Here is a 20,845-nt window from a genome sequence, read left to right as displayed (position 1 = left end):
TTTTACCCTTTAAAATCAACAAATTACTTCATCCCCATTTAGTTGATTTTCTCACCCAAAAAATATCCAAATTAAACCCAAAATATTATCCGCTTCAATCCGTGGTATAAGAGCGGACAAGTGAATGTGCAGGGCATCTTGAGCAAGCGTGATTAGTTGTCTGTTGTGACCAAAAACACAGCCTCTTGCTCTAACGCCTTACCGCTCAGCTTAAGCGCCTCAATCAGCTCCAGCACCTCATCCGGTTCCTGATCCAAATTTAAACTTTCCTCGGCATTGGCTACATATTTAAGATTATTTCGCCATACCTCAGGATTGCCATAGCGCTCCAGTTTGCGTTTCCAGTCAGGCATTAGCCATAGTTCGGCGTCCTCACCCAGCGCTTTGCGCAGGCGGGCATAGTTCTCTAGTCCGACGCCATCGTAGTCTGGAAACATGAGAATCCGTGGACTTCGTTTTTTCCCGCATAGCCACTCTATCAGTCGTTCACTGAGCTGGCCCTGATAATAGAGTACAGATCCGTGCAAGTCTCCGGGCACCCAGCTGGTGTCATCCAGCAACCCCTGGTTCTCCACCAGCCACAAGGGGCTGTCGGTGGCCAGAGGCGTTTCATTCTGGCTGATATCGATGGCGAGGGCGCCGGCGATGGATGTCAGCTGCCATAGGTCGAGCAACTCTCCATTACGATTCCAGACTACGCCCGGTATTGTTGCCTTCAGTAGTCGGTAAGAAGCTGCGTGCGAACTCTTTCGACCTTTGGTGGACCGGGTAAGCGCGAGGTTTTGTGCCCGAACTGGATCCGCCTGGTTGGCTGAATTTACATCGGGCCGCAACTCCCGAAGGTGTTGCTCAAAAACCGGTGAGTTGCTGACGCGATAAACGAAGCCATTGCCCCGACGCAGCTTGGTGACACATGCGGTTCTGCCGAGAAACTCCTCAAGAACGCGCTTCTGTGAGGGGGTGAACCGTGATCCAAGACATTCTCCATCGGAATCCTCAAGTTTAATCAATGCTTCTCTGAGTGACCTGTTCATTGATGAAAGCTCATACCTCGACAGCTTCAAGCGGCTGCAGAATCTGCCAGTGCTTGCGGCTGATGTGGTTTTTTCCGTTGCTCAACTGTTGGATAGGGACGCAGTAATGGGCGGTAATCAACGGTGAAGGGGAAGCGAACATAAGAGCGAATCCGAATTCGGAAGCGGTTTTGATCAAACTTCTCTGGTTTGCAGCATCCAGCGCCAGTGCTTCGTCCAGGTAGCAAAGGGCTTGAACATTACGGCTCTTATCCTGCATCAGGTGGAGCATGGCCAGGCCGGTCACCAACTTGGCCATGAGCACGGTACCGTTGGAAGCTGCGCTGTCGATGTCGTCAAAGCTTTCTACGTCCTGGTTTTCTTTGCCCAGCTCGAAAGTGAGGCGAAACAAATCGGCAACCTTCAGCCCTTGTCGAGCGCTACCTTCGTCGATCAGTAACTGGCGGGCTTGGTCCAGCTGTCGGTCGTCCAGTACGCTGGATTGGTTGAAGAGCTCGAAGGATTCGCCAGACTCCACTTTTTCTGCCGTTTGGATCAACAAGTCGATCGCTTCGACAAGGTGATTCTCGTGAACCGGCTGAATGCGGAAGACCTTAAGATCCGACAGTTTCCTGCGGCTGATCAGACGGTTGAATTCATGCATGGCGTTTTGGAATGACTGCAGGTTGTCCCGAAGATCCCTGAGGCTGGCCGTCACAGTGACCACGGCACTGCGGGCTTTCTTTTCCAGGGCTTCTGCCTCTCGGGCCAGATGATGGCGGAACTCTACCATCAACCGGATTTCCTCTTCCGGGTTGGGGGCATACTGGAATTTCGTCAGGCCACCGCTATGCAGCGTGATGCGTCGGTGCTGCAGATCCCGGTCCAGTTCTTTTAACTGATAGCAGTCCTGCTGATAGTTACGCAGCGTTTGCGCCAGTTGGTCGAGCGGTAGCTCCGGGTCGCCAACCCAGGGGGTATAGGGCAGGTCAGCAAGCCAGTTGAACTGCTCGTCGGTGTCGCCACGGTTCTGGCGGATACGATCTATCTCCTGGTGAGCGGTATCCAGTGCTTGCCGCTGCTTGGCGACTTCCTGGATCTGCTCCCTGAGCGTCTGTTGCTGGGCACCCGCCTGTTTCTGAGCGTGCTCTATCTCTGCCAGCTCTTGATTGGTTGCCTCCATTGCTTTCAGGCGATCCGGGCGCGATTTCTGAAGTTGAGCCAGTTCGTCAAACTGTTCCAGGTCCTTTTCCAGGCGTTTTACTTCCTGCTCCAGTTCTACCTTGCGCTTCTTCTGAGTGTCCAATTCTTCGGTGGCGGCCTTTTGTTCCTGCAATTGCCGGTGCCGGTCTTGGCAATCCTCAATCAGTTGGGCAATCTCTTCGTCTGATCGCTGTTCATACTGCGGCGCTTGGTGTTCAACAGACAGATTCAGCCCGGGTAGTTGAAACCGATCTTCGCGCATTTCCTGCAGCCATTGGCGCAGCTGGCCCGAATCCAGTTGATAGTCCCCAGGCGGCAAGGTAAGCAGTTGGCGGTTGAGCCCTCGGTTGAGAATACTGATCTGCTCTTCGGAGAGGTGCTGTTTAAGTGTGAGATAAAGATTGTCCGAGAGTGTTTCCTGTTCCTTGCGCAGTGCTGATAGCTCCTGCTCCTCCCGCCGCAATTGATGATCAGTGGCGGTCGCAGACTGCCCATGGGCATTGGCGAGTAAAGCAATCTGACGGTCGCGTTCTGCGGTGGCACTAGCAAGTTGCTGCTCAAGCTGGCTGCGGTCATTGACCAGCGCGAACCGGTTCTCCAGTTCGTCACGGCGCTGCTCGTCCTTGTTCAGTGCCTCCAACTGCTGATTGAGCTCACTCTGGCGGCGGGTCTGCTCCCTGTCCCTCTGAAGCAATTCTGCTTCCTGCTTGTGCAATTTCCCATGCTGATGCTGGAGGCTTTCGCTTTCTTTCTGGTAATGGTTCTGCCAGCGTTGCAGGCCATCGTCGATGAGCGGTCGGCGGGCAATGATTCGGCCTCTGGTGGCGAGTCGTTCGTCCTGCTGGCGTTCCAGGTCGTCAATCTGAGTTTGCTGGTTTTTGGCGGCCCGGTATTGTTCCCGATCCTGGTTCACCTCGGCAAAAGCCTTATCCCATTCCTGTTTGAAATCCACCACGGAGTCCGGCAACAGACGGCTGAAGATCTGCAGCAGGTGGCGTTTTACTTCGCCGGAACTGAGTTTGTCGAGACGTAGGGTGCGGGTAAGAACCTGACGGTAGGCGTTTGCATCCTTGCGGTTCTCTAGCCGGAAAATGGTAAATTCGGAGCTGGACTGTCCCCGCTTTCGGGCACCGCCGTAGACCATTTCGGCAAACTCAGTCGATGAGTAGAAATTGGCCGTTCGCCCGTGATGAGCCAGCTGCTCCAACAGCTGTGGCTGCGTCACCAGCTTGCCATTGGCCAGCCTGTACTCCTCAATTTTCAGAGGGCCCCGATAGGCAAAATAGGCGTAGTCATGACTAAAGCCCTTGCCCACACACCCCAGCACCACAGAGCCAGCTTCAGGTAAAGTGACTTCTAGCAGGATATAGCTGCTATTGGATGGGAAGTAGAAACGTCTCGCTTTGTCTTTGTCGTGGGCACCAAAATCCAGGTGCCGCTTGTCGATAATCAGCAGATATTGCAGGGCATTAATCAGGCTGGTCTTGCCAGTATTGTTGGGGGCAATGAGAGAAACTGACTCATCCAGAGGGAGCTCTGCGCGCTCATAGCCGGCGCTGTTGAGAAGTACCAGCTGCTGGAAGCCGTAATCGGAACTCATAGGGAATTATCCTCGTCATCCTGATCGCTAGCCCAGGAAACATCTTCATCCTGATCCACCTGGCTGGCCAGTTCTTCGTAATGATCCAGGTAACGACACACAGCAGGCAACAGCTGCCATGCTCCGCTATCGTAACGGGCAAAGCCGAAGTTTTCTGCGGTTCTCATCAGGCTCGCCAGGCCGGACAGATCCAGCTCTTCTGCCTTCAGCAAGTCCTGGTGTTGCTCGAAAACCGTTGTCAGCAGGGTTTGATCGATTCGCCAATGCTCGAATTTCATCAGCGGAATGCCGGCATCCGCTTGAGTATCAAAGATGACCATGAACAACAGGGCCAGTTGCCGGGTGGCTTTGTTTGTATTGCTGCTGCCGTCGTCCTGATGGAACCAGGCGAAGCCCCGGCCATCAAGGCGAAGGTCAAAACCCAGTGCGGTAAAAATGGCCACATAATCGTCGAGGTTGCGTTCAAGCTCTTCCCACAATACTGGTTCTGAGATCCGGTTGAGATGCCGGCCCCGGTTGAACCACCGAAAAAGATGGGCCAGGTTTGGCAGGTTGCTAGCGATTTGTTGGAATTGGCTGGTATTACTCACGAGTTTTATTCACCGGTTGTGTCAGACGGTAGGGCCAGTAGTGCACTGAAATCAGGGAAAGGGCGGATATTGTAGGCTGCGCTTCCAGCTCCATCTCCCATAGGTCCTCTCGTGCCAGGTCATGATAGAGCCGCAGAAGAACCTGGTCAGGCAGGGAGGGGTAGTGGTGCTTCAGCCACTCCAAAAGGTTGCCGACCGGGAGGTCCTTTAACAACTGTTGCCGGAGCTGTTCTTCGTCAATCCACTCAGCAATGGTTATGGGTGCCGCATCGACTTCGCCCGGGAACTCCCGTTCAGAAGGCTCAAAGTTCCTCGCTTCCGCCATGATTGTTTTTATTTCGTCGCCTACAGACACACTGCGGCTTTGATTCACGCGCCACACCGGCAGCCAAGACTGATCCTGGCGTTTGCGAAAGGTGCGGTTGAGCCCTTTTTTGCGAACCTGTCCCAACAACCGGCTGATAGCTGAGGAAAGATTGTTATGCTGGCGTGCTTCTTCTCGGAGGGGTAACAGAATATCAGCACATTGCTGAGCCGTGATTCGTCCCAGTCGTCGCAATTCCTTGGCCTGATAACCAACGTGACGGAGACGGCTAAGATGGCTGTAGAGCGCGCCTTTGGTAACCAGGCGATTGTAGCCGAGGTCGAGGGCGTCTTCTGCAGCGGCGAGGTGGTGGTAGAAAATGCCCGAAGGTCCGGAATCCATCATCTCGTTCATCGGTTCAACATACTGATCGTAGGCGTCGAGGACGGACTTGTAGCGTTTTGCTATGGGAGCCCGGGTGTCTGCTGATTTTGCTTGCTCGGCCAGCTCGGCAATCGCATGGCGGTCCTGCTCGAGCTGGCGGGCAATATCTCTGAACAGGCTAGATAGTCGGTTAATGGCCTGAGTCTGCTGACCGGCATCTCCGGCTTCGATACCTGCGGTGAGGGTCTCTGTCGCGCCACGAATCGCTTCGATGCGCGCCTGAATGACTGATGATAGTCCTAGTTCGTGTTCATGCGTCAGGCCACGCACAAACTCAAGTACATGTGCATTGACCACGAAGCTTTCAGAGCGACTTTGAGTCTCCAGTACGCCACTTGCCAAAAGCCTACGTAGAGCATCCCTGACTTGGACGTCGTCCAGGGCCGGTTGAGCCTGGCGAATGGCAGCAAGAACCTGCTCCTCGGAGAATGCCGGCATCTCCCGGGTGGCCCGAACCAGTGCCTCGACAGTTTCCCATTGCTCATAAAGTGTTCGAGTGAGGTGTTTTGGGCTAGCCATGGTGCTTAGTTGCCCTTTGAAGCAAGGCGGGCGTCGATACCAAAGAAAACCGCTGCGTTCACCAACGCTTCATCCTCACTGATAAGTTGAGCCTGGTGATGTTCTGCGCATGCCAAATGAAGTGCATCCAACGTTCTCAAGCTTGTCTTCCTTGTGCCAATCCAGTGGCTGGCCCGTTTGTAGTGGGCCGTTTCAATGGGGCACAGGCTGAAGCGGCCATGGCTAACATCATCATGGAATGCACTTTCGATCCGGTTCGCCTGGGGTTCGCTGAGCTCGCCCATCCGAACCCATCGGGCCAGTGCGCTTGCCACCTCGACTTCCGTCAGATGACTGATAAGAACCGGCTGGGTTTGCGACTCAAGCAATGCCTGAACACGATCGCTAGCGTGCTCTTGTCTGTAGTAGGGGAGAACGGCGCTGGTATCGAAGTACAACATTAATAGCGCTCTTCATCTCTGAGTTGCCGCAGCGCATGAGCAGAGCTTTCCCGGACGGGTGGCAGAGATGCCCTGAGTTCCGAACGGTTTGGAAACTGAATCTTTTCGGGCAAGGCCGCGGTTAGGCGTGCGGCAGGTTTACCGTGGCGGAGAATTACAACCTCTTCTCCTGCGGCCACAGCGTCCAAAAGATTTGAGAGCTTTTCCCGAGTTTCTCGAACATTGATCGTTTGCATGATTCTCATCCTATCCGTGTACACAATGAGTGTACTCTCAGTAGAAGTTCCATAGCAATCAGGATCGTTGGAGATTTTTCGGTTTTATCTAACTCACTCAGAAACTTTCCGTTCCCGCTCAAATCTGATCGTTGTCCTCGCCCGCTTGGGCGGCTTGATCAACCGATAATGATTCCGCATGGCCTGCGTTTCATGTCCGCCTTTGTCGTTTTCTCCTTGGCTCAGGAATTCTTCGGTCAGTCCTTTCTTGCGGAGGTCTCTGAGGTGGTACATGCCTCCATAGCCTGCTGTCTTGCAGGCATCTCGCCAGGCGGCCTGCATAGTTCTGTGTTTTACTTGTTGAGCTCTGGAACGCTTATCGAAGTAGCGTGGGTATACTAGGAGGTATTCGCTTATGATGGCCTCCTTCCGCTTGAACTCCACAAACCACTTCCACAGACCGGCAAGATCCTCGTTCATCTCGAGTTCGATGCCGATTTTAGTTTTGTGGCGAGCAAAGCGGATCACTCCGTAGGCGAAATAGTCCCCGCGATCGATGGGTTTGTCATAGAGCTCACCTTGGCTTTCCTTCAAATTGAAAACGTCAATTGGCTGCTGACTCATCATGTAAATGAGATCGCAAATCTTCGCACGCCACGTGCCGTCCATATCTCGCTTGTTATGACGATGGACGCACAGGTGTTCAGTTATCTTCCGGTAGGCCTCATCAGGGATGAGAACTTGGCGTTTTTCTTCGGCGGCTTTACGTATATCGATCATCGGATTTCGGTCAATGAGACCTTCCTGAACCGCATGGAGGAACACCCGGTTCAACGTGTTTTTGAGACCGTTGTAATGGGTCGGCATCGGCAGCCATGGGGAGAGCAGTTTGCGAATCTTGCGAAGGATTTGCGGATCAGAAAGCGGGAATTTTGCGTCTTCGCTCTGCTCCAATTGTCGGGCATCACTCGCGTAATCGACTCGGGTTGGTTTAGCGATAGGGGCGCCTTTATTTGGTCCTCGTAGGGATAGGACTCGGCACTCTGACCAAACTATGCTCTTTCCCTTTATCTTATGGCCAAGGACCTCCGTTCTCCATTTCTTCAGGTAGTCCTGGAGAAGGATGTGATCCCCCTTGCTTGCTGGTATCGAGAGGCTATCCAATTTTCCTGCCAGGGCGTTGGTTTTCCGTTCTTGGACTTCGGCCTCCCACCTGTGGTTTAGCATCGACCATAGTCGGATCGCTTGGTTCCTGTCCCGGGTGTCCAAGGTGCCACGTTTTTTCGTAATCGGATGGATAACGAAGTAGACACCGTCCTCGCTCTGATAGAGGCCAGGGTACCTGTGCAGCGACGAGTGTTTCTCAGAACGGTATCTTGGTGCCATTTTAGGAAGCTAGTCTATTTGCCAAGTCATGGATAAAGGCGTCTTCTGCAGCGTCAGATCCGGACACCCGACGCTCCATCTCCCGAAAATACCCGTCCAGGTCGATTTTCCAGGCTTTCCCCAGCTTAAAGGCACCGGGGATAACTGCCAGTCCGCTATCGTCTTTTGCGGCACAAAGTCGACGAATAGTTGAGGGGGCAGGTGGCGCGCTGTCGTATTCAAAAACGACCTTTATAAAATCCTCAATCGATACCGGACGCATGGCAATCTCCCGAACTCACTGGTTTGGACGCATCTGAGCCCCTAAAGTGGGCAGTTTCAGAGGCACTTCTGCTCAGACATTGAGATCACTCTACGTTTTTTTCCGGGAGAGCAAGTGCAAAACGACCGCGGAAAATTGCCGTCGTTTTGCATAGGTAAAAGGGTTTGAGGGTGTATAGGCATTTATCGTGATAACAATAGTTCAACAATATCCGAGCCAAATAAACTCGCGGTATCAAGGCTCTGCTATTGACGGGGTACTAGAAGCGTTTGGACAGTGTGCTGTAAAGTCCGACGACATAAGATTTTTGAGAGTCCCATAACGCCAGGCAAGGATCAGCCAATGTCGAATACCGCCGTCCGCTACCTCACCATGCTACGAATGGTGCCGCGATACCCTAAGTCCATCACCACAACTGAGCTCGCAGACAGGCTTGATGAGCAGGGTTTTTCTGTGACCATGCGTTCCATCCAGAGAGACTTAGAGAAGCTGAGTATCGAATTTCCGTTGCTCGTGGATGAATCCTCTCGCCCATTTCAGTGGTCTTTCGACCGTGAAGCCACGATGGACATCATTCCAGCATTGGACTTGCCGGCTGCACTGACTTTTGAGCTTGCTAAGGCCTACCTCACGCCGATGCTTCCGCCACGAGCGTTATCCCATCTGAAGCCGCATTTTGATGAGGCGCACCGAACCCTTTTGCGTGAGCGCAACCCGCTTGGGCAATGGCCGAATCGCGTTAGAGTGATTAACCGTGGCTTAGGCGGTCAAAGACCCCCTATTGATTCCGATGTGTTGGAAACCGTAACTGAAGGTTTATTACGAGAGGTACCTTGCGAACTTACTTACCAGGCCCGCAACTGGCGTGAACCGGCCGAGATTATTGTGCACCCTCTGGGCCTTATCTTCCGTGACCCAAATGTCTACCTGATTGGAACGATTGAGGGAAGGGAGGGTGTGCGCCAGTTGGTTTTGCACCGGGCCACCGGCGGCAAGCTGGTGGAGAAGCCCCTTGAACGGCCAGAAGACTTCGATCTGGATCTGTACATCTCCTCCGGTGCTATGGGGATTCTTCATTCTCGAGCGCCGATTTTCCTGCACCTTCGCTGCGACAAGCCTGTGCTCAATCATTTGATTGAATCTCCTTTGGGTTTCGACCAGGTGACAACGGACATCGACGAAGACACTTTTGAAATAACGGTCACCGTCGGCGATACCCAGGATTTGCGCTGGTGGCTCACGGCCCAGGCGGTGCATTGCGATATCTTGGAGCCTGATTGGTTGCGAGAAGAAATCTCCCTCACTCTGGAGAAGGGATTATCTCGTGCACAAAAAGCTGGATGAGTTTGCTCTTAACTTTGAATCTTTTTTGAGTCTGCGACCGTAGCTGTCGCTCTGTTTGTTCAGTATCAGTAACCGAAAAGGAGCGGGCTATTCGCTCGCTTTGCATTGTTCTATCGAAAAAGGATGTCGAAATGAAATTGACTAGAATTGCCCTAATGGTCTCCGTCGCCGCAATGGCCAGTGCACCAGTTTATGCTGCCGAGGCACGGCCCGGTTATTTTGGTATTTCCGCCGGCCAAGCCACTGTAGATGATTTCTGTGAAGGATCATCGTCGTGTGACGACAGTGCGCTGGCCGTTAGGTTTTACGGTGGTACCGAACTGAATAGCTTTGCCAATCTCGAGTTTGGGTACCGGTATATAGATGATGTTGAAGCTTCCGGTGTAATTAACGGTGTTGGGGTGGCAGCGGCAGTAAATGGTCATTTTGTTGATACAACGCTTCAGCTGGGCATGCCTGAAACAGGTCCATTCAAGGTATTCACCAAAGCGGGCCTCATGCTGTGGCGCTTGAATTACGAGGCTGCAGCGAGTAACGGATTTCAGACTATTTCCGTGAGCGATGACGACACAGGTGTCGCATTCAGGACGGGTCTTGGCATGAGCTATGAAGTTGCCGAGGGAATCCGGCTACGGGCAGATTGGGATCTGCTGTTGAACGTCGGTGATGAGGATGAGCTAGGCGAAACTGATATCAACGTGTTCTCCGTTGGGCCGGAGTTCAGGTTCTAATCCGACGCTCCGGTCGCCAGAAGGTTCTCGTAGTTATTAAATTTTTGGAACGGTTGATGGGGCGCCTGCCACGCCCCTCCAAAACTTGTCAGACCGGCAAAAAATCAACAGTTTGAAGGAGCGCCATTTGAGTAATTCGCCAGAGTCACAGGTCCGGGCCAAAGTCGGCAGTGCCTTCCGCATCGAATTCGATCGAGCAGAAGAAGGGAATGAGTTGCGAATAGCGCGTCAAGAACTCGCGTCTCTATCGCCTTCGCTGGCGGTCCTATTCTCTGGCCCCATAATGATTACCGCATCAACGGATTGGCGTGCTCTATCACTTTATTCAGTACGCTGGTGGGATCAACTGCTGCCAAGAATTTGGCGTTTACCGAAGGAAAATCTGGACGCTCGGCGCTTTATGAGCCTATTCTTAGGTTACGCCTACCTTATTGATGCTAATGAAGATTTTCATCTTTCTCAAACCAACTCAGTTTACGCCGACTTGAACAGTAGTGTCGGAGTCATTGTTGCGTTTGGTGAGGATTATGCGGAGATATGGTCAGAGTCACAGTTGGACGCCGTGTCTCTTGGTATTAAGCTCGAAAATGTTTAGATTTGAGCCTGAACATCTGAACTAGTTCACTTCCTCAAATACATAAAAAAATCAGAAACTAAGCTGCTAAAAGTTACAAACTAACCCTTTCCCTTTGCACCAATCTGACGCATCATCCTACGCATAACTAGACCATTATTTTTCATAAGCGACATTGGATGTCGGCCCATTTGGTTAGCATCCCTTTTCCGATTAAACGTCGCTTCAGGTTCAGGGATTCGGCATGCAAGCACTATACGCTCCAGGGGCGCGCGTAGTTATCCGGGATTGCGAATGGATCGTCCGCCGGGCAGACCCGAGCGACGATGGCGGTTATGTACTCACCGTGGACGGCCTTTCGGAACTGGTGAATGGAAAAAGCGCTCGCTTCCTTACCCGGCTCGAAGAAGCCGAAGACGCGATCCGTGTTTTGGACCCTGCAGAAACCAGCTTTGAGCAAGACCTGACCCCGGGTTTTGAAAAAAGCCGTCTGTTTATCGAAACCCAGTTACGCCAGATTACCCCTGCCGACCAGCGTATCCACCTGGGCCACAAGGCTGCCATGGATCCGGTTCCTTACCAACTGGATCCGGCCCTGCAAGCCCTTAAGCAGAACCGGCAGCGCATTTTGATTGCCGATGCCGTAGGCCTGGGTAAAACCCTGGAAGCCGGCATACTGATGACGGAGCTCATGCGCCGGGGCAGGGGAAAGCGCATTCTTGTGCTGACCCTCAAAAGCATGATGACCCAGTTCCAGAAGGAGATGTGGAACCGCTTTACCATCCCACTCACGCGGCTGGACTCTGCCGGCCTCCAGCGTGTGCGCAACAACATCCCTGGCAACCACAACCCGTTTTACTACTACGACAAGTCGATCATCTCCATCGACACCCTCAAGCAGGATAACGAATACCGTCGCCATCTGGAGCAGGCCTACTGGGACATCATCGTTATCGATGAAGCCCATAACGTGGCCGAACGCGGTAGCAGTTCTCAGCGTGCAAAACTGGCACAACTGCTGGCGGGGCGTTCGGATACTTTGATCATGCTCTCCGCAACGCCCCACGACGGCAAGGCACGAAGCTTCGCCAGCCTGATGAACATGCTAGACCCCACAGCCATTTCCGATCCGGATGACTACGCCAAAGAAGACTTCCGCGACAAAGGCCTGGTCATACGCCGGTTCAAGAAAGACATCCGTGATCAGGTGCAGCAGGAATTCAAAGAGCGGGTTGTGAACGACGTCTACCTGGATGCCTCACCGGAAGAAGAGGCGGCTTACCAGGCTTTGCTGGAGGTTCCTTTCACCTATCGGGGCGAACACAATGCCGAACGCAACGGCCAACTGGTTCGCATAGGTCTGCAGAAGTCCATCTTCAGCTCGTCTGCAGCGGCGCAGGCTTCTGTTGAACAGCGCATCAAGAAGTTGAAGAGCAAAGACGAAATTACCGAGGACGAGCAACAGGAAATCGAGGCTCTGCAAAGCTTATTGCTGGCTCTCCGCAATGTCGATGCGGCTCACTTCAACAAATACCAGGAATTGCTGAGGCTGCTGAACAGCAAAGAATTTGGCTGGAAGAAGACCGATACCGAAGACCGCCTGGTCATCTTCAGCGAGCGCATTGAAACCCTTAACTGGCTGCAGAGCCAGATGATGAGTGATCTGAAGCTGAAAGACGACGCCGTGCAAATCTTGCACGGTGGCATGAGTGATATCGAACAGCAGGAAATTGTCGAAGCCTTCGGTAAACAGGAAAGCAAACTGCGTGTACTGCTTTGCTCTGATGTCGCCAGCGAAGGTATCAACCTGCATTACTTGTCGCACCGACTGGTGCACTTTGATTTACCTTGGTCGCTTATGGTGTTCCAGCAGCGCAATGGCCGGGTTGATCGTTACGGCCAGACAGAGACGCCAATTATCACCTACCTGATTAACCGCAGCGACAACCCCACGGTGAAAGGTGACCAGCGGATTCTGGAAATCCTGAAAGAGAAGGATGAGCAGGCCTACAAGAACATTGGCGATCCCGCCACATTCATGAAAGTCCATGATCCGGAAGCCGAGGAAGGTCTTACTGCAGATGCCATGGCCAGCGGCACCGAGGCAGAAGCATTCGATGAGCAATACCAGCCGGACGACAGCAACGAAGGCGATGACCTTCTGGCCCTGTTCCTCAATCCCGAGGCCGCACAACCCAAAGCAGAAGAAGAGGTATTCCAGCATACCGCGGAACGCTACAGCCTGTTCCCCAGCGATTACGAATTTGTCCGTCAGGCCCTGGAAGCCATCAACCGCGACCGAAAGCAGGTGAACTTCACTGCGAATATCGAGAAGCAAACCCTAACGCTGACACCGCCGGATGATCTGAACTATCGCTTCCGCTTCCTGCCATCGGAAATCAGCCCGGAAAACGGCAGCCTGGTGCTTACGGCAGATAAGAGTCGATTTGAAGAGGAAATCCGCCGTAGCCGGCAGGATGAGAACGCCTGGCCCAAACTTCATTATCTATGGCCCCAGCATCCGGCCATTCAATGGCTGGAAGACAAACTGCTGGCCCAGGTGGCTCGCCACAGCGCGCCGGTACTGGCATTGCCAGACTCACCTCAGGTAAGTGGCACCCTTCAACCAGGTGAGGCTGTTTTTCTTGTTAGCGGGCTTATTCCTAACCGAAAGGCGCATCCGGTTATCTGGCAATGGTTCGCCATCCGTTGCAAGAGCGGTTCAGTGGTTGAGGTGCAGAAGGGCGAAGAGTGGCTGCAGCAACTTCAGCTGAACACCAAGCTGCCCAACCGCGCTCGGCCTATTGATCTATCAGAGCTGGAGGCTCTGCGTAGCCCGGTGATAGCGGCTGCGAAGGCTGAAATGCAGGAACACCAGCAGGAATACACGGCGGCGAAACAGCCTGAACTGGCGCAGCAGCTTCAAGAGCTGGAAGCGCTTAAAGGCCGGCAGGTCCAGCAGTTAAATCTTCAGCTGGAAGGCTCTGGCCAGGCTGAGCATTTCAAAGCTGCCAAAAAAGAAGAGCGCCTGAGCCGCATCGAACGGGTCTTTAACGACTACGAAACCTGGGTGCAGGACACCCTAACCATTGAGCCGGTACCGTTCATACAGATTATCGCCGTGTTTACCCGGGAAGACGACTAAACGCCCGGGTAGGGCAAAGGAGCATTATCAGATGGCCGTTCAGGATACCGCCGCCACGTTCATTGGACTGACCAACGAAAACGAATTCTTCAGCGCCCATTACCTGGCAGAAGTGTTCCAGGGCGACTTTGCCGATACCATCAAAGATTGGGAGGCTCGTGAAGAATCGGCGAAAGAAGAGGGGCGCGATTACACCACGCCTCACCGTGCCCTGAGGAATCTCAACCAGAGCTACTTCGCCCTGCGCCACAAACTCAAAACCGAGCGCAGTGCAGCAGAACGAATTCGTCTGCAGCGCGATTTCTTCAAAGATCTTACCTCGGTACTGGGTATTGCTTATCAGCCGGACAATCGTGAGGTGGCACCCAACACTGAACTGCCGGTTCTCTCAGCTTTGGGCGACCAGCTCTGGGTGCTTGGTGCACTGGATGCAAACAACGAGGGCGAAGACCCGCTCTCTCTGAAACTGCACAGCAACCAGTTCTTTGGCCCGAGCCCGCACCAAGACAAACTGAAAAACACCGACTGGTACAGCATCCTCAACGAGGCCGTCTTCCGGCAGGACAATCCACCGCGATGGGTGCTACTGCTTTCCGATCGACAGGGCATTCTGATCGACCGGTATAAGTGGTCGCAGAACCGTATGCTCCGCTTTGACTGGGAAGAGATTCTCGGCCGCCGCGACGATAAAACCCTCAAGGCCACTGCCGTTCTTTTGCATCGGGAAAGCCTGGCTCCCGAAGAAGGCCAATGCCGTCTCGACAGCCTGGATGAGAACAGCCACAAGCATGCCTTCGCGGTATCGGATGATCTTAAATATGCCCTGCGAAAAGCGATCGAATTACTGGGCAACGAAGCAGCCGAACAACTGGTAGAACAGGCCCGCGATCGCAAGGAAGGCATCTACACCGGGCAGAATGCTCTGGATGCGGACCAGCTTTCTAAGGAGTGCTTGCGCTACATGTACCGCATACTCTTCCTTTTCTACATCGAAGCTCGCCCTGAACTCGGTTATCTGCCGGCTGAAGACGAAACCTGGCGCATGGGTTATAGCCTGGACAGCCTGCGTGACCTGGAGAGCGTGCGCCTGACCACTGAAGAAAGCCGCCGAGGCGAGTATTTTCATCAAAGCCTGCAACGCATGTTTAGCCTTATCTACAAAGGCAATCAGGTCAGCCGGCAGAAAGACGATCTTCACGAAAGTAACGCCAATGCCTTCACCCTGCAAGGCCTCGACAGTCACCTGTTCGACCCGGCTAAAACCCCGCTGCTCAACCGCGTGGCCTTCAGCAACGAAACCCTGCAGCAGATTATCCAGAGCATGTCGCTCACTCGCCCCACAAGCGGCAGAAAACGCCGGGGCCGCGTCAGCTACACCCAGCTGGGCATCAACCAGCTCGGCGCCGTGTACGAAGCCCTGCTCAGCTACCGTGGCTTCTTCGCCACCGAAGACCTCTACGAAGTGGCGCCCAAAGGCGAAAACATCAACCCGGACGAGCTGGACACCGGCTACTTCGTCACCCAAAGCCAGCTGGACGAATTCGACGACAAAGAGCGGGTGTACGACAAGATCGACGGCAAGCTCAGCCTGCGCGTGCACCCCAAAGGCAAATTTATCTACCGCATGGCCGGGCGCGACCGGGAAAAGTCCGCCAGTTACTACACCCCGGAAGTGCTCACCAAAAGCCTGGTGAAATACACCCTCAAAGAACGCCTGACGGAAGAGGTAACCGCCGACGATATCCTCAACCTGACCGTGTGTGAGCCCGCCATGGGCAGCGCAGCCTTCCTCAACGAAGCTGTTAACCAGCTCGCCGAAGCCTACCTGACCCGCAAACAACAGGAACTGGACGAACGCATCCCCCACGAGGACTATCAGCGGGAACTGCAGCGGGTAAAAATGCACATCGCCGACCACAATGTGTACGGGGTCGACCTCAACCCTATCGCCGTGGAACTTGCGGAAGTCTCCCTGTGGTTGAACGCCCTGAGCGGCGGCCACAACGTACCCTGGTTCGGCTACCAGTTGTTCACCGGCAACAGCTTGATCGGCGCCCGCCGCGAGGTGTACCCCAAGATCGCCCTGAAAAAACAGGCCAAAGAAGGCTACTGGTACAACAACGCCCCGCGCAGATTAAACCCGGAAACCTTGCAGAACCCGTCAGGCGGGGGTGGGCGTAGCGAAGGGGAGATTTACCACTTCCTGCTGCCTGACCCCGGCATGGCCGGCTACAACGACAAAGTGGTCAAACAGCTACGCCCGGATACGTTCAGGAAAATCAAAGACTGGAAAAAAGATTTCTGCGCCCCGCTGGACGAGCAGGAAATCAAAACCCTGCAATGCCTGAGCGAAGCGGTAGATCGTCTGTGGCGTGAACACACCCAGATGTTGGAACAGCACCGTGGGCGCACCGAAGATACCTACCCCCTGTGGGGTCAGCAAGGCGTGGAAGAACACCACACCAGCACCCGGGAAAAAGACAACCTGCGCGCCCATGGCATTTTCAACACCAACGCCCGCATCGCCTCCCCGTATCGCCGCCTGAAACTAGCCATGGATTACTGGTGTGCCCTCTGGTTCTGGCCGCTGGATAGGGTGGGCCAGTTGCCAGACAGGCAAAAATGGCTATTCGACCTGAATACCATCCTCAACAGCGCCGGCACATTTGATTTCGCCCCGGAGCAGGAAAGCCTGCTGGACAACGCTGCTGCCTCTGAGAACGAAGAGACCGCAGAGCAGGGCGAAAACCTGTTCGCTAAACCCGTAGACGACCTGTTCGCTGCCGACGAGCCTCAACAAACCCTGCGCGCCGAAACCCGGGCCGCCCGGGAAGTGAGCAACCAGCGCGGCGAGCTCAACCTGGAAAAACTGTTCAAAAACCCATTCTTCAACACTCTGGCCATCGCCAATCAACTGGGCGAACAGTACCGCTTCTTCCACTGGGAGCTGGCTTTCGCCGACATCTTCGCCAACCGTGGCGGCTTTGACGTCACCCTGGGTAACCCGCCCTGGCGCAAGGTGGAATGGCAGGAAGGCGGCATCCTTGGCGATCACAACCCGGCTTTTGTGCTTCACAAACTTAGCGCCAAACAACTGACCGACGAGCGCGAAGCCGCCTTCGAGCGCAGCCCGCAATTGCAGCAGGCCTGGTTTGCAGAACTGGTGGAGGCGGAAGGTTCGCAGGCATTCCTTAATGCCACCCAGAACTACCCGCAGCTCGCCGGCCAGAAGGCCAATCTTTACAAGTGCTTCTTGCCCCGGGCCTGGGCGAATGCGAACGGGCAGGGTGTGAGCGGCTTTTTGCATCCGGACGGCATTTATGACGATCCCAAGGGTGGGGCGTTTCGGCGAGAGGTGTATCCGCGTTTGCGCCAGCATTTCCAGTTCCATAATGAAGTTGGACTGTTCGCCGAAGTGCATCACGCCACAATTTACAGCATAAATGTGTATGGCCCGCAGCGCTCCGAGCCGGAATTTCGGCACATCGCCAATCTGTTTATTCCTCAAACCGTGGATATCTGCTTTGCTCACGAGGGGCAGGGCCGTGTGCCCGGCATCAAGGAAGAAGTGGCGTCAGCCAGCGGGGCCATCAGAACTGTCTGGAACACCAACGGCCACCGCGACCGGATCATTGAAATCGGTCAGCACGAACTGGCCCTGTTCGCTCAGCTCTACGACGAAGCCGGCACCGATGCGCTGGAGGCCCGCCTGCCAGCCCTACACGCCCGCCAGTTGATGGCGGTGCTGGATAAATTTGCTGCCCAGCCCCGGCGGCTGGGGGATCTGAAAGGGCAGTACTATTCCACTCAGCATTGGAACGAAGTCAACGCCCAGCAGGATGGCACCATGAAGCGGGAGACCCGCTTCCCGGAAAACCCGGAGCAATGGATACTCTCCGGCCCCCACTTCTTCGTCGGCAGCCCGTTCTACAAGACTCCGCGAGCGGAGTGCAAGCTTAGCAGCGACTACGATATCCTCGATCTGGAAACCCTGCCGGACGACTACCTGCCGCGGACGAACTACACCCCTGCCTGCGACTCTGCCACCTACCGCGACCGCACCCCGCGCGTGCCCTGGGTGGAAGAGGGCGAGCATCGGGAGAGGTTGGTGACGGGGTATTATCGGTTGGTTAACCGCGAGATGATCGGCCCATCATCTGAGCGGACACTGATCACCGCGATTATGCCCAAAGGTGCGGCGCATATTAATACCTGTCTCTGCTCCGCGTTCAAATCTGAGAAGACGATGCTGGATTATTTCAGCATGACGCTTTCTGTGGTTCTTGATTACCGGGTGAAAAGTACCGGTATGGGTCACGCAAATACCTCGTTGATCAATCAGCTGCCGGTGCTCAACGGTGATAAATATCGCGCAGCGATGCACATTAGGGCGCTTGCCTTGGTTGGCATCACGAATCACTACGCCGACCTCTGGCAATCCAACTGGCAAGACAACTTCCGCCAACAACACTGGGCCACCCGCGAACCCATCGCCGCACTGCCCCAGGACTTCTTCGCCAATCTCACCCCCGAGTGGCAACGAAACAACCACCTGCGCACCGACTACGCCCGCCGCCAGGCCCTGGTAGAAATCGACGTCCTCGTCGCCCAGGCCCTCGGCCTCACGCTGGAAGAGCTGCTCACCATCTACCGCGTCCAGTTCCCCGTCATGCGCCAGTACGAAGCCGAAACCTTCTATGACCAAACCGGCCGCATCGTATTTACCCCCAGTAAAGGCCTGGTGGGCGTAGGCCTGCCCAGAAAAGCCAACAAGAAGGAACTGGGCGATGGCACCTTCTATTGCATAGACACACCCGAAAGAAAAGAAGACGAAATAGCGCTTGGCTGGGAAGACATTCAGCACCAGCAGGAAGGCAGCGTCTACAAAACCTACCTCGACGACACGCTCCCCGGCGGACCAACGGAGCGGACGGTGGAGTACAAGGCGCCATTCTTCCGGCCGGACCGGGAGGAGGATTATCGGGTGGCTTGGGAGATTTTTGAGGGGCAAGCTCTGTGAGTTTCCTCTTGGACCTTTTTTCAGCCCTTCTGGGTGAAGAGAACAAAGCACGCTCGCCGGTGAAGAAATCTCATCAAAGGTCGAGTTCCTCCTCTAGAAGCGTTTCATATAGCCCTGGCGACGTTTTATCAGGTAACGTCCAAATTGTTCGGGAAAAGTTTGCCAAAGTTGCATCAGGTGATCTGACGGCCGTTGTTTTTCCTGGAGAAATGTCAGACGTTTTCGTTTCTGATCCAGCGAATGTTTTAAGTGAGGGCCAAACTGCGGAATTTGTATTGCTCAACAAGGATGACCGGGGTTGGAAAGCCAGCATAAGAGCAGTCGGGGAAGCCAAAGCTAGGAAAGCCCTGGCGAAATTGGAAGAAGGCGATCTGATTACGGGACGCGTGGTTCAACTTGAGGACCGCGGCGTACTTGTCGACGTTACGGACTTCCAAGCATGGATTCCAATCTCCGAACTTGCTTGGCATTGGGTTGATCATCCTTCTGAGGAAATCTCCATAGGGGAAGAGATCGAGGCCGAAATAACTCGGATTGAGATGCCCGACGGTTGGCTAACGGATAAGCGGAAAAGACGGGCAAGAGGAATCGCAAGCATTCGTGCGTGCATTCCAGAGCCTGAATCACCCTCTGTACCGGTCGCATTCAGTGGTATGCCATTCAAGGTTTGGGCCGTGGCCAAAACACCTCGTAGTTGTGATGCAGTATCAAGATTCGTTTTGGAAGAACTCGTCGCTGGAAAGGACAGAAAGGCTATTGCGACAACTACGGGGTTTGACGTAACTACGCTAAACAATATCCACGATCTCCTTGCTGATAATTCTCTGGCTGAGAACTGGGCGGCGACCAAGAAGGGAAGGGACATCGTGGAGGCCATCGAGCTCTCTCGTGAGCTGAATGAAGACCCGATCCGTGGACTGTTCGTCAGTGCCGCGCACCCGGCTAGGAGACTTATTTCGGTCGATGAGCATAAAAAGCAAGAGTCATATCCCCGGGATTGGCCGTCACCTGTGTTTCATAAGCCTGATGAAGAAACCTTCGCGAAGGCAACAGATGAAGCCATTCCTGAATCATTGCTGAAGAAGTTGGTACCTGAAGAAAAACGAGAAGGGCTTGCACAACTGCAGGAAGACAGTCGACTTCGCGTGTTTTTACGCCGAGATGGGACAAGAATCAGGAAAGATGCGGTAATTGAAACCCCAGAGTATTGGCTTCTCGCTGGGCTTTGGAGGGCATTCCGACCATTAGCTGATCGACCCTATAGGCCTGCTAAGGGAAGTGAATGGTGCCAGAACTTTCTTATGGTGCGTTGCCTGCTTGTAAAAGAAAGTCGAAAGGATTCGTCTCAGGAAGCGGTTTTTTTCGAACCTTTTACCGAGACGCTCTGGTGTTTAACGCCGGAGAGTAAGGTGCGTGTAAGAGATCGGCGGGGGGATCGTTTTCCGGCGTTGCCCAATGTAGGAACGGCCACAGATTCTGATGCTGACAGATCTATTCTGGAGCTCACACCTGATTCATGGTGTGTTGTGAGGGTGTTTTAGAGATGACGACTCGTGTTCCGAAACAAGCGCTTACACTGTTGGCAAACACTGCGGTTTTGGCTAGCAAGTATGGTTTTAAGAAGGGCATGGGCAAAGCTGCGGCGAAGGCCAATCCTGCGCTCATGCTGCTGGAGGCAGCGGTTTCAGTCGCTGACGCTGTGAATTCCTATTTGAAATTGAGAGAAGCCAAGGCTCATCGTGATGGTCTTATTCAATTCATTCCCCAGGAGGAAAGGAGACTTGAGTTAGAGCGCGAGCAGCTTTCCGAGCAGATAGATCTGGCAAGAAAAGAATTGGCTCAGCGTTCTCAATTGCAGGAAAGACTCGGGAAGCTGGTTCTAACGTGCCATTCGGCCTATCGAACCGCCTGGTATGAGCTTCATGAAATACGTAGCTCTGACCTTCCGGATATTGAAGCTTTTGATGAACAACTGATTGAGCTTGAGGATGTCTGGGCAGAACTAAAACATGCGCTCCAAAACTACAATGAAACCAATGCATAGAGGTTAACGCC

The 20,845-nt window shown here is 54.0% G+C and carries 15 protein-coding genes; 7 read left to right on the top strand and 8 right to left on the bottom strand.

All coding sequences use genetic code 11. The features are described 5' to 3' along the window. Positions 1 to 152 precede the first annotated feature (152 nt). From AC0B60_RS13045 to AC0B60_RS13010, 8 genes are all read right to left on the bottom strand, one after another. Positions 153 to 1,034 carry a DUF7281 domain-containing protein gene (locus AC0B60_RS13045; RefSeq protein ID WP_465086256.1) on the bottom strand — a complete coding sequence of 294 codons (882 nt, stop codon included), beginning with the start codon at positions 1,032 to 1,034 and terminating at the stop codon, positions 153 to 155. Positions 1,035 to 1,044: 10 nt separating this feature from the next. Then, positions 1,045 to 3,816, bottom strand: coding sequence for an ATP-binding protein (locus tag AC0B60_RS13040; RefSeq protein WP_465086255.1), 2,772 nt, complete (start codon positions 3,814 to 3,816; stop codon positions 1,045 to 1,047). Next, positions 3,813 to 4,406, bottom strand: a complete 594-nt coding sequence (locus AC0B60_RS13035; RefSeq protein ID WP_091848202.1) for a condensin complex protein MksE — start codon at positions 4,404 to 4,406, stop codon at positions 3,813 to 3,815. The genes AC0B60_RS13040 and AC0B60_RS13035 overlap by 4 nt, the downstream gene beginning before the upstream one ends. Beyond that, positions 4,399 to 5,673, bottom strand: coding sequence for a hypothetical protein (locus AC0B60_RS13030; protein WP_465086254.1), 1,275 nt, complete (start codon positions 5,671 to 5,673; stop codon positions 4,399 to 4,401). Before AC0B60_RS13030 ends, AC0B60_RS13035 begins: the two co-directional genes overlap by 8 nt. A gap of 5 nt (positions 5,674 to 5,678) precedes the next feature. Beyond that, positions 5,679 to 6,113 (bottom strand): type II toxin-antitoxin system VapC family toxin, encoded by a 435-nt coding sequence (locus AC0B60_RS13025; protein ID WP_465086253.1) that lies wholly within the window; start codon positions 6,111 to 6,113, stop codon positions 5,679 to 5,681. Beyond that, entirely contained in the window at positions 6,113 to 6,349 is a 237-nt protein-coding gene (locus AC0B60_RS13020; protein ID WP_465086252.1) for a type II toxin-antitoxin system Phd/YefM family antitoxin, read from the bottom strand. Before AC0B60_RS13020 ends, AC0B60_RS13025 begins: the two co-directional genes overlap by 1 nt. A 93-nt stretch (positions 6,350 to 6,442) precedes the next feature. After that, complete coding sequence (locus AC0B60_RS13015; RefSeq protein ID WP_465086251.1) at positions 6,443 to 7,282, bottom strand: site-specific integrase; 840 nt, start codon at positions 7,280 to 7,282, stop codon at positions 6,443 to 6,445. Between the two features lie 433 nt (positions 7,283 to 7,715). Then, positions 7,716 to 7,976, bottom strand: a complete 261-nt coding sequence (locus tag AC0B60_RS13010; RefSeq protein WP_465086250.1) for a hypothetical protein — start codon at positions 7,974 to 7,976, stop codon at positions 7,716 to 7,718. A 342-nt stretch (positions 7,977 to 8,318) separates the two neighbouring features. On the opposite strand from AC0B60_RS13010, the gene AC0B60_RS13005 reads away from it, so the two are divergent. From AC0B60_RS13005 to AC0B60_RS12975, 7 genes are all read left to right on the top strand, one after another. After that, complete coding sequence (locus AC0B60_RS13005; RefSeq protein ID WP_465086249.1) at positions 8,319 to 9,320, top strand: helix-turn-helix transcriptional regulator; 1,002 nt, start codon at positions 8,319 to 8,321, stop codon at positions 9,318 to 9,320. A gap of 131 nt (positions 9,321 to 9,451) precedes the next feature. Then, positions 9,452 to 10,051, top strand: coding sequence for an outer membrane beta-barrel protein (locus AC0B60_RS13000; RefSeq protein WP_465086248.1), 600 nt, complete (start codon positions 9,452 to 9,454; stop codon positions 10,049 to 10,051). A 127-nt stretch (positions 10,052 to 10,178) separates the two neighbouring features. Continuing rightward, positions 10,179 to 10,646, top strand: coding sequence for a hypothetical protein (locus tag AC0B60_RS12995; protein ID WP_465086247.1), 468 nt, complete (start codon positions 10,179 to 10,181; stop codon positions 10,644 to 10,646). 223 nt (positions 10,647 to 10,869) lie between these two features. Then, on the top strand, positions 10,870 to 13,770 hold the full coding sequence (locus AC0B60_RS12990) for a DEAD/DEAH box helicase (protein WP_465086246.1): 2,901 nt from the start codon (positions 10,870 to 10,872) through the stop codon (positions 13,768 to 13,770). 31 nt (positions 13,771 to 13,801) lie between these two features. Further along, positions 13,802 to 18,790: an Eco57I restriction-modification methylase domain-containing protein gene (locus AC0B60_RS12985; protein WP_465086245.1), complete on the top strand. Its 4,989-nt coding sequence runs from the start codon at positions 13,802 to 13,804 to the stop codon at positions 18,788 to 18,790. After that, positions 18,787 to 20,331, top strand: a complete 1,545-nt coding sequence (locus AC0B60_RS12980; protein WP_465086244.1) for a S1 RNA-binding domain-containing protein — start codon at positions 18,787 to 18,789, stop codon at positions 20,329 to 20,331. Before AC0B60_RS12985 ends, AC0B60_RS12980 begins: the two co-directional genes overlap by 4 nt. A 2-nt stretch (positions 20,332 to 20,333) precedes the next feature. Beyond that, on the top strand, positions 20,334 to 20,834 hold the full coding sequence (locus AC0B60_RS12975; protein ID WP_094182504.1) for a hypothetical protein: 501 nt from the start codon (positions 20,334 to 20,336) through the stop codon (positions 20,832 to 20,834). The last annotated feature ends 11 nt before the right edge of the window (positions 20,835 to 20,845 follow it).

This window comes from Marinobacter sp. V34, from assembly GCF_055524115.1.
This window is presented reverse-complemented; position numbering and strand designations above follow the sequence as displayed.

Bases quoted from the DNA above. Each gene is read 5' to 3' on its own strand.
- AC0B60_RS13040 (WP_465086255.1), bottom strand. From the start codon at position 3,816: ATGAGTTCCGATTACGGCTTCCAGCAGCTGGTACTTCTCAACAGCGCC.
- AC0B60_RS13025 (WP_465086253.1), bottom strand. From the start codon at position 6,113: ATGTTGTACTTCGATACCAGCGCCGTTCTCCCCTACTACAGACAAGAG.
- AC0B60_RS12985 (WP_465086245.1), top strand. From the start codon at position 13,802: ATGGCCGTTCAGGATACCGCCGCCACGTTCATTGGACTGACCAACGAA.
- AC0B60_RS13005 (WP_465086249.1), top strand. From the start codon at position 8,319: ATGTCGAATACCGCCGTCCGCTACCTCACCATGCTACGAATGGTGCCG.
- AC0B60_RS13000 (WP_465086248.1), top strand. From the start codon at position 9,452: ATGAAATTGACTAGAATTGCCCTAATGGTCTCCGTCGCCGCAATGGCC.
- AC0B60_RS12975 (WP_094182504.1), top strand. From the start codon at position 20,334: ATGACGACTCGTGTTCCGAAACAAGCGCTTACACTGTTGGCAAACACT.
- AC0B60_RS13020 (WP_465086252.1), bottom strand. From the start codon at position 6,349: ATGCAAACGATCAATGTTCGAGAAACTCGGGAAAAGCTCTCAAATCTT.
- AC0B60_RS13030 (WP_465086254.1), bottom strand. From the start codon at position 5,673: ATGGCTAGCCCAAAACACCTCACTCGAACACTTTATGAGCAATGGGAA.
- AC0B60_RS13010 (WP_465086250.1), bottom strand. From the start codon at position 7,976: ATGCGTCCGGTATCGATTGAGGATTTTATAAAGGTCGTTTTTGAATAC.
- AC0B60_RS13045 (WP_465086256.1), bottom strand. From the start codon at position 1,034: ATGAACAGGTCACTCAGAGAAGCATTGATTAAACTTGAGGATTCCGAT.
- AC0B60_RS12990 (WP_465086246.1), top strand. From the start codon at position 10,870: ATGCAAGCACTATACGCTCCAGGGGCGCGCGTAGTTATCCGGGATTGC.